The organism is Gammaproteobacteria bacterium (genome assembly GCA_028819075.1).
Lineage (GTDB): Bacteria > Gemmatimonadota > Gemmatimonadetes > Longimicrobiales > Gaopeijiaceae > BD2-11.
Window position 1 is genome coordinate 106,569 of record JAPPMM010000047.1, and the last position, 15,730, is coordinate 122,298.

Consider the following 15,730-nt stretch of genomic DNA (forward strand, 5'->3'; position numbering starts at 1 on the left):
GGCCTCGGAAAGGGGGCAGTGCGATGGCTTCGCCATGCGCAGGTGCGTCCCGACCGGACGCTAGCAGCCCGCTTTTGTGCTTGTCAACGGGTCTGCCCCTGGTGTGGCGGTGAGGGAACTTCAGGAATCCACCGATCCACTCACGTCGATCACCGTCACCCTGACCTTGTGCCGGTAGGGGCCTTCGAGTTGCTCTTCGAGGCGCTCCCGCAGCGCCTCCGGCGTCTTCGGACGGCGGCCCGTGGGAGGAACAGGCATCTTCTCGAGCCCGAACCATAGCACGAGATAGATGCCGTAGCCGGACGAGTCGGGATCGATCGTGTACTGCCGCACAAGCTGGTCGGCTGCGGCACTCCAGAGTTTCCGATGGGAGTCCTTCTTGATTTCCACCGGGATGGCGGAGCCGTTGAAGTAGACGCGGATGTCCGCCCGCTTGTCTCGCGCATAATGCCCTTCGGGCTGAGCATCGACGCCATCGGGCAGAAGTTGCCGCAGATCGGATAGAAGCGCGTCCCGGCACGCATCCTCGTGCTTTGGTCTGGGCAACGAGCTGCTGCTGCCTTCGTTCCAGTACTGGCGCCAGTCATCCGTATTGCGGCGCGGGATCCGCACGGCGAGAAGCTTCAGCCTATCGGCCACTAGCGCGGCCAGGTCGGCAGGACTGGCGGGTCGGTCGTTCGCCAGCGTCACCTGGATCGACTTGAGTTCCGGGACCGCGAAGGTGGCGTTTCGGCGTGCAACTATCTGCTGGCTGCGTTCCTGTGTGAGAGACCACCTCCAACCTTCCAGGGCCGGGTCGTCAACAAGCGACTCAAGAGTATTACAGGCGTCAGGGTCGGTGCGTGATGCCAGGTCGGCTACCCATCGCGTGATCAACCCCTCCACCTTGACTCTGTCTTCATCTACGAAGGACCCGACCCCAGAGGACGGGGCCCTCCAAGGCGAGTAACGAGATCCCAGAAGCCTGATCAGTCTCCCGAGTGCGCTAGTCCGCCACGACGGTTGCGGGATCTCCACACCGCCCGGCGCCAAGAACCCTACTACCTGCCGTGATCGCGCCTCCTCGCCGTCCTCTACGAAGGTCGCTAGTCGGCTCAGGTACTCGTCCGGCGACAGGAACAATCCCGCCGCGAGCCACAGTGCCTGCTGTGAGACATCCATGCCGGGTCTGGTTGCACGAGCCCGAATGGCTTCTTCGATTCCGGAGGGCTGCCATCTGACTGCCGCCAGCAGCACCTCGTGCAGTGCCGACACCTGGGGCTCGGCGCATCGTGTCGGAAACGCGCGCAACAGCGGAGCCGTTGCCAATCCAGCCACAGCGCGATACGACGGTTCGCGTGCCAGGTGCCAAAGATAGGAACAGTCGAGCCGCCTGCGAATCCGGGAACGGGTCACCTTGATCAAGGCCTCGGAAACCGCTCGGGGACGGCGTTCCAGTGTCCGCAGGAACCACTCCGGGTGGCCGGAGAGATTGACGGGAGTCAAGTACACAAACGCCGCCGCTCTAGTGATCTCGGCGGACGGGCACGAATCCAGCGACTCCGGCCTCATCTGGTCAAACCCCGCGAGTACTGGCAGGTCATAGAGCGACCTTTGGCCTTGTTCGTTAAGGCGAATGATCTCCCGCATGGTAGGACGGTCCCGGCGCTTGGCTACCCGGCGGAATCCAGCGAGCGACGCCTCTACCAGGTCCGCATGTTCGTCGAGGAGTTTGGTCAGTCGCGCTCGGGGCGTGGAAGCGGCCTCGTCGTCAAAAACATCGTGATAAGGCTCTGCGATGTGGTGCAGCAGTCCCGGAGGGCACGTCCCTTCCTTGAGTTCCGGAGCATGCTTCCGGACGTACGCAACAAACTCGGCCTTCTCGCGATTGTCTTCCGCCAAGTATTCGCTGGCTTGCTCCTTGACCCGCATCTCCATGGCTCGCGTGCGAGCTTCTGACTGCTTCTGTGCGTCGAAGAACGATTCGACTTCGCGGCCGAGGCCCGTTACGCCTTCCGTCGCCGTTCGAACCTCCTCGATCGAGATGCCCGAATCCGAATCGCCGTCGTGCCAGGGTCGGCTCCATTCCAGCAGCGAAAGCGCGATGTTCATGCAGGCCGGGGCTGCTTCCACAGCCTGTTGCAGGCACCATTGGGCAAAGTCACCAGGCAGGGTGTCTCCGAAGACGATGCGCCGGACCTTCCATGCGCGTCCTCGAACCTCGTCCGGATCAACGTCGCGTAGCTCTCGACGCAGACCTTCGAGGGCAAGCTCCCTCTGGAGAGCAGGACGTTCCGCAAGTGATCGACTGACGCCCGAAGATCCGGGTCTGCGAGTGCGCGGCCAGCGGAGCTCAGGAGAGCTGATGAATTCCAGCCCGCCGTAGACGGTTGAGATCCCGCCCTCCTCACCTGCCGCAGCCAGCGCGGCGCGTAGCAGCTTCAACGTGACACCGCCCAGCCTGTGATCCGAGATGCGGGCCCGGAATTCGGTGTCGCGTATTGTGAGATTCCGAAGCAGGGTGATCACATCACCTTCCCTGGTCTTTTCCAGGAGGCGTTGGGCCCAGAATCTGCGATACTCGTAGCCACGTTGGATCCCAGGCGCAGGCATCAGGAAGTCCCAGATCTCCGCGGGCCCGACGTGGTCCGGGTATAGCGCGCTCAGCAGTGTGCCGGCCAACTCGCCGTCACGATCCTCGATATCTCCGTCCCTGATGTCGTCGAGCAGCGCCCTCAGGGTTGGTACCCCCTCTTCCCCGCTTCCGGAATGGCTGAGCAACGCGCGCAGCGCCAACTGTCGCACCCACGGTTGCCAGGTCACATCGCGCACCGCCTGTTCCAAACGCTCGCAGGACGGGTGGAGCCCGCTGACCTGATCAAGGCCGCAGAGGAGCAGGCTCACGACGGCCTGCCGTCCGTCTCCCCTGTCTTCATCCCCGAGATAGCCGTCCAGCAACTGGAGAGTGTGACTGTCGATCAATGACGCCAGCGCGACCGGGGGCCACGACCACGCCTTGATCTCGTCGGCCCGGTCCGCGAACGCGCGAAGGAGGTGCTCCTTTTCGTCGCTACGGAAACCTTGGACGTCCCCGTACAGTGCGATTCCGACGGGATCCGTCCGGATGAGAGCGCGTCGCGACGACCTGTCGAAGGCCGCCAGCCACGCGGACAGTCCGCGCAACTCGGTCACAACCACGCCGTCTTCTCCGGTCATGAGCGCGAGAACCCGGCTCGCCGGGACTCCGGAATCGATGCGGGTGTGCAGGAAACGCGCGCCGAGGAACTCGGCCAGCTGACGATGCGGGGGTACGAAGCCGCCGTCCGGGTCCACGCTGAACAAGTTGGACCTCAGCGCCCGCAGAAACGCGGGGTGGTCACCCTCGGGAATGTCCTCGAGACAGAGACTGTCGACGTCCTCCGAAGCATCGATGGAGACACGCTCCTTGTCGGACAGCAGGAGGAGTGCCGAGAGGTGGCCGGCCGCAGCCATGATCCGGTCGAGCGAGAGGAGTGGCGGGGAGCGCTGAACCGCGCGGTGCTCATCGTTGCGCTCGCGAGCCAGGGCACGGCACGCACTCTCGAACGTGGTGTGGCGGTCGCGGGGCCATTCGTCACGCCCCTTGGCCTTGACCAGCAGCCGGAGCGAGTGCGGGTTGGCGAGCAGCCCCCCCAGGCCGCGCTCACCGGCCTCACGCACGAAACCGCGCCGATCAGGGACGCGGAGGTCCTTGAGGATGCGCAGGATGTCCTCGCCCCGGAGGGGTTCGAGGTGCAGGACGCGAACATCCCCGTACCCGGCGGTCGAGACGATCTCCTGCAGGTCGTTTCGCCCCAGCCAGTCCGCCGCGCGGCACGAGAGTCTGAAGTTGGGGCTCCCGAGGCGTTCGAGTCGCTCGAGGATCAGGTCCATGGGCCTGCGGGCGTCGGGGCGGCCCGCACGGACTTCGTCCAGTCCGTCGATGAAGAGCGTCTCCGCGCGCCACTCCGGATACCTGTCGAGACTTCGGGAGATGAAGCGGCGCGCCGTGACCCGTATGCTGCCTGGGACGGCACGGCTCTCGGTCCTGAACGCTTCCGTCTTCCCCGCCCCCGGATCCCCCAGCAAAACGTAGGCGCGTTCGGAGCGGAAATCCGCCAGCGGGGCCGAGCGGCTGTGGTCACCACCCGCTCCCAGGCGTCCATCCCGCCCTTCCCCGCCCACGGTCACGGAGCGTGGAACGATCAATCTCACCCGTCCCTCTCCAGCCAATGGGATGCGGGTTCGGCGAGAAACTCGTTCAGGGGAACCCCTCGCTCCCCACCGACCAGCAGCGTCCGCGCCTTCGGAAACCTCTGCTTGAAGGCCTGGAGCCCGCGCCCGGGACGTGCCCGTGCCCCGCTCTTGACCTCGATGCCGAGGACGCGGGGTCCCTGCGCGAGTACGAAGTCGACTTCGTCGGGATCGTCCCTCCAGTAGCTGAGGCTCATGGCCGCTTCGAGGGTGTTGTAGAGGTGCGCTCCGATCGCGCTTTCGACCACGCGGCCCCAGAACGTGCGGTCGGCGAGGGCCTGATCCAAGCAATAGCCCGACAGCGCCGTCATCAGCCCGGTGTTGAGCACGTTCAGCTTGGGGCTGGAGCGGGTTCGATGGACGGCGCTCCCCGAGTAGTTGGGCAGGTGGGCCACGATGCCGGCGTCGGACAGGAGGTCGAGATAGTGGCCCACGGTCGTCACGTTCCCGGCGTCCCGGAGCCGCCCCACCAGGTAGGTGTAAGTGACGATCTGCCCCGAGTACTCCGGGACCAGGTCCACGAGCTGGCGCATCAGCGCGGGCTTGTCCACCCGCGTCAGCGTCAGGATGTCGCGCCCGAAGACCGGCGCGATGATGGCATTCACCACATATCCGCGCCACATCCTCATGTCCCGGATCAACGCCGCAGCGCCCGGGTAGCCCCCGAAAAACAGATACTCGTTGAGCGTCAAGTCGAAGGCGATTACCATTTCCTGCAACGACCAGTGACGCACATCGAGCGGCATGAAGCGTCCGGCCAGGCTCTCGCCTCGTCCCGTGAGCAGGCTCCAGGGCGCGGATCCGAGGATGATCACCTTGAGCGGGCACCCCGTCTCGCGATCGCGGTCCCAGAGTCCCTTCACCACAGCCGACCAGCCCTCCACGTACTGGATCTCGTCGAGGGCCAGGACAAACCCGCGCTCGTGCCGCCATGCCCGGTCGCGGGCCCAGTCCCAGACGCCGACGAGCCAATCGGCGTTGCGTAACCCAGGATCGATGCGGACGGTGGCTGTCTCCGATCCCGCAAAGGGTACGCCTGCTTGAGGGTCGTCCACCCCGATGTGGCGGCCGGGGAGCCCGGACGCGCGCAGGCGTCTCAGCGCGTGCCGCACGAGCGTCGTCTTGCCGGACTGGCGCGGTCCGGTGACGGCGACGATCCGCGGCGGCAGCTCGTCGGTCAGGAGACGGACAAGGTCGTCGACGAGGGGGCGTTGGAAGCTGTTCATGAGTTTTATGATAACTTTCTGTGCTTGTCTGCTCAAGATATCATATGTTTCTGGAACCAAGCAACGAACGTTGGCCGGCAATCAAGGAGGCCATTGACCGTGACCAAGGGAAACGGAGAGGCGGCCGCGCGCGCCACGGCCCACTACTGGGACACGCTGGCGCCGCATCACTGGCGCCTCGAAAACAACTACCTGAACGTGCCGAGCGTGCGTCTGATCCTCGGCGACATTCGCCCACCCGTCATGGTCGTCGGTTCCGGGCAGGGGCTGATCGTCGAGGAGCTTCGGCGTCAGGGGCTGCGATGCGACGGCATCGATCTGAGCGCCGAGATGATGGAATACGCCAGGTTGCGCAGAGGCCTGTCCCTGGTTCGCGCGAATGCGACCGCGATGCCGTTCGCTGATGGGACCTATGAGACGGTCATCGTTGCGACCGGCGTCATCGACTTCATGGCCGATGCGCAGCAGATCGAGACGATCCTGCGCGAAGCGAACCGGATCGTTTCGGGGACGGGCAACGTCTTCGTCGCGTTCTACAGATACAGTGCGGCGCAGCAGCGCTTCCTGACCTCGCTTGGACTCCTGGGGGATAGCACGTTGCACATGCGGTCGGCAATGGTGCTGAGTCGCCTCGGCTTCGGTGCGCTGGTGGCGTGGGTGGCGAAGACGGCCGGGATCAGCACGCTCCAGGCCGTCCTGTTGTGCATCAGCACGGCCCTCGGATCGACGAAACGTGAACGCGCAGTAGCCCTCGCGATTCGGCGGGTGCTCGCTCAGGCCGGGGATCCCGACGCCTTCATCGAAGCGACGCCGGAGACGCAGCCGTACCGCGACAAGGCGGCGATCGGACGCCTGTTCGACAGCCTGTCGATGAGAATCGAGGACTGGCAGTCATCGAGCAGCTGCCATCTGGTGCGGGTGTCGCGGCAGTGAAGGTCACGACCACCGGTTACGGGGAATCGGCCGGCAGGATGCGATACTGGAAGGACACGCCCAGGCTGATACGCGCGCTCGGATCGGCTCGGTCTTCGGATCCGACAGCGGCTTCGGTCGAGATGGTCATTCGGCGGACAGTCCAACCCACCCCCAGTCCGAATCCTGTCACGTTGTACGTGTCTCCACGCATGGACTCGGGTTCCGTCTTGATCACGCCGGTCCCGTATTCCACGAGCCCGTAGACGATCGGCCCCTCGCCCTGGCCCAGGCCCAGGCGGACCCGGCCGAGATACTGATGATCACGCCGGGTCTTGTGGTCGTACTGCACGTTCCAGCGAACCATCTGGGCCAGGAATCCCATGGACGCCCAAGCGGCGGTATCCGGGAAACGCACCACGACATCCAGATTGGCCCCCGGAGAGAACAAGCCGACGAGCTCTCCCCTCATCCCAACGAGCACGTCGGGCAGCGGACGGTCCTCCTTTGAGCCGTCGCGCTCCCCGTTCACCTCCTGAGCCTCCAGGATGGACGCGGTCAACGCTCCCGCGGCAAGCGCGACGATGCCAAACCTTGCTCCACGCCACTCCACGCTAGTCTTCCCCCGCGCATTCTGCATGCGTTCTGGAGATGCTACATCTGGAAGCGTCGGACTCCGACACCTCCATCTTTCCTTATCCCCGGCGTACCTCGCAACGGTTCGAGGAGGGGATCGCCTAGCGCTCAGGATGATGGAGATGATCGAGGGCTACGACCCGGAGGAGTGCGAGGGGATTAATGGGGGAGTAGGTCCTGTCCGAGGTGAGAACACACGAAGACCCGCGCCGGAGCGCGGGCCTCGGAAAGGGGGCAGTGCGATGGCTTGGCCATGCGCAGGTGCGTCCCGCACCGGATGCTCGCAGCCCACTCTTGCGTGTGTCAAGGGGTCGAACCGGATGCGATGGTACTGCTGCTTGCAGACGTGCGCAATGAACGGGGAAAGCAAGCGTTGTCGCGGAGCGGTTTCTTCGATGATCCGATGTAGGAAGGGCCTGGGGAACCATCTGCGGGCGTGAGGACGCGGAATGGTCTCCGACCCTAGGCCTGTCGAATTGACGGAACGGATGACGTTAGGCATCATGGGGCTCGTATGCCCTTCGACGAGCACGCTAGGATTTGAGAACGAAGCGAGGCACAACTCGGGCAGAATGGGAAGGGCACAACCAGCTGAAATGCGGACAACGAAGGGGATGTGACCCCACACCCGTCGCTCACGACGCCTTGCGGGTGCCTCGCAATGACCATGGAGGAGGGACAGGCCTAGATGGAAGGCGCCACCTGGGAGAACCCCAGCAACGAGTCTCTGGTCACACAGAACGTCTGGAGGCACTACCCTTGGCTCAAGGACTTGTTCGTGTCCTCAGGCAACGCTGCAACTGGAGCACCTTTCCCACCCTTTCTCGGGGCACTCCTTCACACGATGGACCGCGGCTCTCTGGCACCGAGCTGCATCGTACTACCAGCCAAGGACGGTTGCGCGTTCTCCTTGGCGCTCGCTAGCGCCTTACATGCCATCTGGGAGCAATTTGAACACGTCGAACTGGATCAGTTGACCACTCCCTTGAAAGCTGGAATCAAGGTGAAGGTCGCCCCAGAAAACCGCGTTTGGTTAGTAGAACGCGACGGAGTTGTCCTTTTCGGCGAGCGTCGGATCGCGCTTAGGAATCCAGTTGACGACCAGATCAGCTACATGAAGGAGAGCGAAGCGTTTCGCCTCACGACCACAGAGAGCAAAGGTCCAAAGCCAAAGAAAGGCAGCAGGATCAGTCCTTGGCAGGCTTCGCCGGTCGATCAGCTGCTGGGGATCAACACTGGAGGCAATCTTGACGTCTTCGGAACCCAAACGGTATTGGTGGCTCCACAACAGAAGACCCAACTCTTGGCGGACACGACTGTCGTCTCCGGATCCGGTCGCCTACGTCCACACGCATCTGAGCTCATTACATGGGGAAGAGTAAAGAAGAATGGTCGCACTGTTGCGAAGGACCAGTCCGTCGAGCCAATTGTTGCCGTCACGCATTCTGTTGCTCTCATGGCAGAAGCGTGTCGGCGTTTCAAGGATGACGAACGAAGAGTTGTTGTAAATGGGGCTGCCGGACTCGCTGGGGACTCTAGCGCTTTCTACGAGACGTCCGAGAGACATAAACTAATGATCCTGAGCGATCACTCGGAGCTTGATGAGGTACGACTTCTCCAAGATCGAGGTTGCGAGGTATGGGCACCGGATCCAGAAACGGTGTTGCCTCTCCTTGGAAATGTCGATCAACTGGCATCCCCGGTGACGCGAACGCATATTATGATCCGCAACTGTCGCGATCTCGCAGTTGTACCAATCATGGTGTCTGACGAGAAGATCGAGAAACTCCATGACCTGATCGATGAAGCGTGGTCCCGCCGGCCAAGTGAGGATATGGCTAGGTTGAACAGCTTGACATGGCGGGTATTGCTCCTCGCTACGGAGTGGGTCGGAGCACCGAATAAGGCCACACTTGATGCGTTTGAAACGGTGGTTCGAACACTCCAATCAACCATTCGGGCAGAGCGAGCTTGGATGAGAGCGAGCGTTCGAAATGCCCTTGAGCGCGCTCTCGATATCGCCACAGACCTACTTGCGATCCGCGAATCGGGTGTGGATAAGGGAAACGCACTTCTCGCCCATCTCGAAGAAGAGAGCGACACGGCGATTGTCGCCCGGAACACCGTGGCCAAGAATCAGGTAGGATGGTTCTTGGATACGGCGGACATTGAGTGTCCCGTATATCTGCCGTACAAGATGTCACACGAGACGTACGATTCCATCGTATTGTGCTCGTGGCCGGGAAGGAGTCGTATGTCGAGAATCGTGGCGCAGTATCCGAGTCGACGCATTGCTGTCCTATGCTATCCCTTCGAAGAACGCTGGCTATCTCTATATGCTAACCGGTGGATCAAGGAATGGAAGAGATTCCGAAGACCAGTGCGAGAGATCACTCGGATGACCGGACTGAACGGATGGTCAACGGCTAAGGAATTCGACCGGCCGAAAAGTGTACCAAGGGTACAGGACGGCGACAGACATCGAACTGATCCCGTATCGTCTCTCTTGGCGAGTCGCAAGAAGACGAGTCATGAAAAAGTCGAACATTATCAGGTCCGGGAAGCACGGTACGTCGGATTCGAAGGGGATGGCTACTCGTATCTCACCGATGCACACAAGGTGCCGCTTCTGACAGACTTGATCCTGGGTTACAGGCCCGACGTGCACCGCATTCCACTGGTATCGGCCAAGGAACTCGTGGTAGGCGACTTCGTGTTGTTCAGGGAGCGTGGCGACCGTGACATGATTGCCGCGGTAGCGGAGCAAGAGATCGGAACTGGGGCCTACGCCTCTCTCCGCAACCTGGCGAAGCGTTGGCGACCAGCGGTAGCGTCACTCGGTCACAACTTCGAGGACATTTACACGGTCTTGCGTCGCGCTGGGCTCCGTCGTCAGCCGGCTACGGTACGCACTTGGTTGTACGATGATGACCGGATCGGTCCTCAGGACAAGGCAGACTTGGAGACGATCGCAAGGGCGAGCGGGAGGAAGCAACTCCTCGGCGGGTTGGAGGACACTTGGAACGCCATCGTCAGACTGCGAACGGAACACCGCCAAGCGGGATCAACACTGAGTAGACTCCTACTGTCAGAGTTGCCTTCCTACATCGAGACCACCCTGTCAACACCCTGCCGGATCAAGCTGACTCTGGGCAACGCATGGGTCGTTGAGGTAGAGGAGGTCGCCGCTGCGATGGAGAGTCGCCCTCAATGGGAGGTGAACAGTTTCCTGTTGGACGACGAACACTAGAGGACGCTATGAGCCGCATGATCCCCCCAAGGGTGCATCCGGACACCCCTTCCTCGGAACACCAAGTCTACCGTCGCCTGAGGAACGACCCCGGCACAGAGGAGTGGACCGTGCTCCACTCACTGGGCCTAGCTCGTCGCGGGGAGAAGCCCTTTGGCGAAATCGATTTCGTGGCTCTTATCCCCGGATCGGGCGTTGTTTGCTTGGAAGTAAAGGGTGGAGGAGTGCGTTGCCAAGATGGAATGTGGTATACTCGTGACCGGTACGGACGTGAACACCGCCTCTCGCGTTCCCCAATCGCTCAAGTGCGCGATGCCGTCTTCGGACTTCGCTCCGCGGTACGACAACAGTTCGGCAACTGGTCGGAGCTAGCTTCCCTCCTCTACAGTTCAGCGGTCGTTCTTCCTGATGTCAGCAGGTTTCCTGACAGTCCCGATCATGATTCCGAGGAAGTGATCGATGTCGACGCCCTCAGAGAACCGATCTCGCGATCGATCATGACAGCGGTCGCGAATGATGCGAGACGCCTCAAGAAGACCAAGCAAATGCGTTTGGCCACGCCGAAGAATCTCAGACTGCTACGCAACTACTTGCGTCCCAATTTCGACGTCGCGCTTGCTCGCTCCACTGTGATTCGGCGATCCGAGGAACGCATCGTGCAGCTAACGGAAGAGCAGTACGATGCACTCGACCTCCTTGAGCGCAATCCTCGTTGCGTCGTAGAGGGAGCTGCCGGCACAGGTAAGACTCTTCTTGCTCTCGAGTTGGCTCGCCGGGTCGTTTCAGATGTGAACAAGATTCTGCTGGTTTGCTACAACCGTCTCTTGGGTGAGTGGCTCTCGCAAAGGGTTGGCGAGATATGTCCGGAACGCACCGTGGCGGCAGGAAGCTACCATCGTCACATGAAAGACCTGATCCTGAGCAGCGCTGTGGCAGAGGAGTTTCGTGAGGCGGAGCGATCTGCAGGACAGAATAGCGAGGACCTTTTTGATCTTGTATATCCACTCTATGGGCAACTCGCGCTGTCAGAATCACTTGGGTTATGGGATCTCTGTATCATGGATGAAGCGCAAGACCTAGTGACTGAACCCGTACTTGACGTCATCGATGAGGGCCTGACCGGTGGCCTGCGAGAGGGACGATGGGTAATGCTCGGTGACTTCAACCGGCAGGCAATTTATTCGAGATCACACGACGACTGGGGCGAAACCCTATCGAAATATGTAGCGCCAGGGCGCTACACGATCGCACCACTTACACGCAATTGCAGAAATACCTACAGGATTGGGGAAGAGACGGCCTTGCTGTCCGGATTTGACACCTTGCCCTATAGACTAGACGATTCGGACTGTCTTCCGGTAGACTACCGCTACTGGCGGAATCGGAAACACCAAGTATCTCGTCTGAGGGAAGTCTTGGAGGCACTCGCGAGGGACGGGGTTCCCTTGGTGGACATCGTAGTCCTTTCTCCTCGCAAGTTCGAGAATTCAGTTGCTTCAGAGCTCGGTCAACGGATCACACCCGTCGACCATCTCGGGAAGAAGAGGGATCGGATCGCATTCTCTACAATCCACGCGTTCAAGGGTCTTGAGAGTCCCGTAACGGTGGTATGCGACGTAGAGGAGATTGAGGGAGATCGCAACCGATCTCTCCTGTACGTTGGGATGTCCCGGGCGCGAAGCTACCTCATCGTCCTACTACACGAACGCCTCAAGGGCACTGCGGCCGAGGCCATGGATCGAAGGCTGAGAGGACCATTCGGATGACAGACACGGCTACGGGATCGGAGGAAGTACGGAGATTCATAATTGACTCTCTAAGGGCGGAGTTGGTCGGACCGGACCCGGGTTTGCCAGCGGTCCAGACGGGAGTCGGGACCAACAGCGTCAAGGGTGAGGAGATCTTGAGATCGGAAGACCCGCCCAGAATGCGGTACGGCGCCGGGATACTCTTCCCGCGCCAGAGTAGCATCCAAGAACAGGACGATACAGAAGTAGCTGAAGGTGAATCGGCGAAACAAGAAGATCAAGAGTATTTGGGTGGCGATTCCCGCCGGCCATCGTCGGCTCGAGAACTTAGGTCAGAAGCAGACACGGAACAGGAAATCAACAGGGCAAACGAATACCTCCCGAGTGGACTGGGATTGACGGCGGTGGTACGTCTGCCTCCCAAGCTTGTGGTCGAGATCCAAGCTGGCCGGTATGAGCCTGAGATACTGCGCGGGCAGAAGGGACGGCGAGACAAAGACGGCAACGAGCGCCCGTACCAGGCATGGCGGCGTATCCCCATCTGCCAGACCGTCTCCTTCACCCGTGATCAACTGCTTTCCAAGAAGATACACGAGGAGAATGTCGAGACAGGGTCCGCGGTCGTCAAGATGAAATTGCACGTCTTCGTCCGAGATCCTGGTATTCACCGTACGCCACCAGACTCGCACATGATCACCTTTACCTTGATCAACGCTACAACAGCTTACGGGACGAGAAGGAACGACACGTGCCTATTCCAGTGCAGCTTTTCTGTGAGCGGTGAGGGTGACACTTGCTTCCTGGAGTATCCGGATCGTGTCGACTCGACCCCGACAGATCCGTCCTCGTCACGCACGCCGCACGCTGCTGACTTGGAGCGGCACACGATGCGTCTGCTGTATCGCGGACGGAGAGTCTTCGCTGTCGGCCATGGATGCGCCCCTGAATGGAACGAGACGAACTCTGACGCCACCGATCGAATTCGAACGGAGGTGATGCCCGGTTTCGAAATCAAGCCCATCTACCCAACGGAACTCTCGTCCGTTGACCTGAATATGGAGAGACTCGCGGAGGATGAGCGGTTGTCGATTCGAAGTGGCGAACGCTTGGCGAAACTCTATGCCGCTTGGATTGATGATCTCGAACACGCGGTCGATCAAGACGACAGCATTCCGCCGGACTTGCTGCCCGCCGCAAGAACAAACATCTCCCGAGCCAACGCGTGTCTTCGTCGAATGCTCACTGGAATACAATACCTCCGAAAGAGCCGGAACGTGCGCCGTGCCTTTGCAATCATGAACCGAGCAATGCTGATGCAGCAGCTCCACTATCGCCTGTCGACGAGCCCGCGCGGTTGGAAACAACGAGGCAGAAATTTGAAATTGACTCAGCCATATGAGCCCCCTGAATACAAGGACACGACCAACAAGTGGCGCCCCTTTCAGTTTGCCTTCGTCCTTTTGAACATAGCCTCATTCTTGGACCCATCTGACGATCACCGTGCCGTTGTCGATGTCATCTGGTTTCCCACCGGTGGTGGCAAGACGGAAGCTTACCTCGGGCTCAGTGCATTTGCTATCCTCTGGCGCAGATTGCAAAGACCGAAGACCTCGGGGACGGCAGTACTGATGCGGTATACGCTCCGTCTCTTGACGACACAGCAATATCAAAGGGCATCATCACTCATCTGCGCTCTCGAGTACTTGCGTCGGCAACAGCCTCACTACTTGGGTGCCACCCCAGTGACCATTGGCCTTTGGGTCGGAGGAAGCGTAACACCAAACAACGATGCCCAAGCTAAAGCTGCGCTTTCTAGAATGGAGAGGAAGGGGAACAACGAAAACCGCTTTGTATTGGTAGCATGTCCCTGGTGCGGCGCAGGTATGGGAGCGTACCGCTTTAACAAGGTATTTCGCGTTGTCGGCTACCAGAAGGTTCCTTCGTTGCAACGGGTCGGACATGTCTGCGCCGATCCCGACTGCGATTTTCATAACGCGCCGGGTTTGCCTGTTCTCGTCACAGATGACGCCATCTACAAGACCCCGCCCACCCTTCTCATTGGCACCGTCGACAAATTCGCCCTTCTCCCTTGGTATCCAGACGCATCAGCGATCTTTGGACTCCGAAACGGGCATCGGGAAAACCCTCCGCCCGACTTAATCGTCCAAGACGAACTTCATCTCATCTCGGGTCCGCTTGGCTCCATGGTCGGGCACTACGAAACCGTTATCGGCGAACTCTGTACTTCAAACGCCGGGCGTACCCCGAAGATCGTCGCGTCCACCGCAACCATCGCCCGTGCACCAGATCAAGTGAGATCCTTGTACGCACGGGAGTCGTTTCTCTTTCCACCACAGGGACTTGAATGGGGTAATTCCTTCTTCGCCGAAGAGCGCCGCGATCTCTATGGGCGGTACTACTTGGGCGTTTTCGCGACCGGATTATCTTCCCAGCAGACGGCCATGGTCCGAGTCATGTCTGCTTTGCTGCAAGCTCCGCGCTTGTCTCGACCAGCCAGCATCCCCGCTGTGGATCCCTACTGGACACTCATCACCTACTTCAACTCGATCAGGGAACTGGGCTCCGCCGCGACGCTCGTAAGCGCGGACATCAGAGAGTACATGAGGGTTCTTCATCGTCGGATGGGCCTTACAAGACAGTGGAATGCGAAAGGGACGGATGATGATCGACGTCGTTGGATTACTTCACCAACTTTAGAGCTCACTAGCAGAGTGCCGAGTGGAGAAATATCTTCGACACTTCAACGACTCTTCGATTCCTATACCGGTAACCCGGGGTCTGCCGTCGACATCTGCCTTGCAACCAATATGATTCAGGTCGGTTTGGATGTTGGCCGCTTGGGCCTTATGATGGTCGCTGGCCAACCAAAAACGACCGCCGAGTATATTCAAGCCACTAGTCGTGTCGGGCGTCGGCGGGGGCAGCCAGGGTTGGTCGTTGTACTTCTGAATCCCTCCAAGCCACGCGATCGCTCTCACTACGAACATTTTCGCGCATACCACGAGCAACTGGACAGTGCGGTAGAGCCGACCAGCGTTACGCCTTTTGCTGTGCCGGTACGCGATCGTGCGTTGCATGCTTTGATCGTTACCTTGATCCGCTATTGGGGAGACAATAACCTCCGCCGACGCCCGGACGCGCCGCTGCAGGAAGATCTCGTTGATCGCGTTCGGTCGGTCATCCGAAAGCGGATAGAGGAAGTCGATCCAGAGGAGCTGGACGCTGCGCTAGATGATTTTTCCTATATTATTGGTCGGTGGCATGCCACCCAACCAGGACGATACGGGAGGTTTGGTCCACAGGATGAAGAGACACCACTGATGTACCCTTTTGGGACGGAACCACTGCCAGGGTGGGATGCCGCGGCTTGTGAGCCTCCATGGCCCACCGCTTCTTCGATGAGAAGCGTTGATGCGGATTGCGAGTTGGGCGTGATTGGTTACTACTACGATTAATGCGCAAGGGAGTTTTGAAAAATGAGCGGCTATCGACCTGTTCGACGAGCACAACTAATCGGTACCTTCGGTGTTGGAGCGATGGTTGATCTGCCGAATGATGAATCACTGATGGTGGCGGGTCTTGATGTTTGGCCATTCGCGAACGAGACGGTTCCCCCACAATGGGCCGTCATGGAGGAGCGCTTGGCGACTCGACTCGGCGTGAAGGAACTTCGATTGCCACCGGAC

The 15,730-nt window shown here is 60.3% G+C and carries 7 protein-coding genes; 4 read left to right on the plus strand and 3 right to left on the minus strand.

Translation table 11 applies throughout. The features are described from left to right. Positions 1–120: 120 nt before the first annotated feature. Together OXU32_12845 and OXU32_12850 are read right to left on the minus strand one after the other, a co-directional pair. Positions 121–4,212 carry a hypothetical protein gene (locus OXU32_12845; GenBank protein MDE0074837.1) on the minus strand — a complete coding sequence of 1,364 codons (4,092 nt, stop codon included), beginning with the start codon at positions 4,210–4,212 and terminating at the stop codon, positions 121–123. After that, complete coding sequence (locus tag OXU32_12850; protein MDE0074838.1) at positions 4,209–5,363, minus strand: ATP-binding protein; 1,155 nt, start codon at positions 5,361–5,363, stop codon at positions 4,209–4,211. The genes OXU32_12845 and OXU32_12850 overlap by 4 nt, the downstream gene beginning before the upstream one ends. Here OXU32_12850 and OXU32_12855 point away from each other — a divergent pair. Continuing rightward, the gene (locus OXU32_12855; GenBank protein ID MDE0074839.1) at positions 5,355–6,410 is read left to right on the plus strand and encodes a class I SAM-dependent methyltransferase; all 1,056 of its coding nucleotides are present in this window, start codon (positions 5,355–5,357) and stop codon (positions 6,408–6,410) included. The genes OXU32_12850 and OXU32_12855 overlap by 9 nt on opposite strands. 16 nt (positions 6,411–6,426) lie before the next feature. On the opposite strand, the gene OXU32_12860 is transcribed toward OXU32_12855, so the two are convergent. Next, positions 6,427–6,951 carry a hypothetical protein gene (locus OXU32_12860; protein MDE0074840.1) on the minus strand — a complete coding sequence of 175 codons (525 nt, stop codon included), beginning with the start codon at positions 6,949–6,951 and terminating at the stop codon, positions 6,427–6,429. Positions 6,952–7,713: 762 nt separating this feature from the next. Here OXU32_12860 and OXU32_12865 point away from each other — a divergent pair. From OXU32_12865 to OXU32_12875, 3 genes are all read left to right on the plus strand, one after another. Beyond that, positions 7,714–10,275 carry a DrmE family protein gene (locus OXU32_12865; GenBank protein MDE0074841.1) on the plus strand — a complete coding sequence of 854 codons (2,562 nt, stop codon included), beginning with the start codon at positions 7,714–7,716 and terminating at the stop codon, positions 10,273–10,275. A gap of 110 nt (positions 10,276–10,385) precedes the next feature. Further along, on the plus strand, positions 10,386–12,041 hold the full coding sequence (locus OXU32_12870) for an ATP-binding domain-containing protein (GenBank protein MDE0074842.1): 1,656 nt from the start codon (positions 10,386–10,388) through the stop codon (positions 12,039–12,041). 161 nt (positions 12,042–12,202) lie between these two features. Continuing rightward, positions 12,203–15,499 (plus strand): hypothetical protein, encoded by a 3,297-nt coding sequence (locus tag OXU32_12875; GenBank protein MDE0074843.1) that lies wholly within the window; start codon positions 12,203–12,205, stop codon positions 15,497–15,499. Positions 15,500–15,730 lie beyond the last annotated feature (231 nt).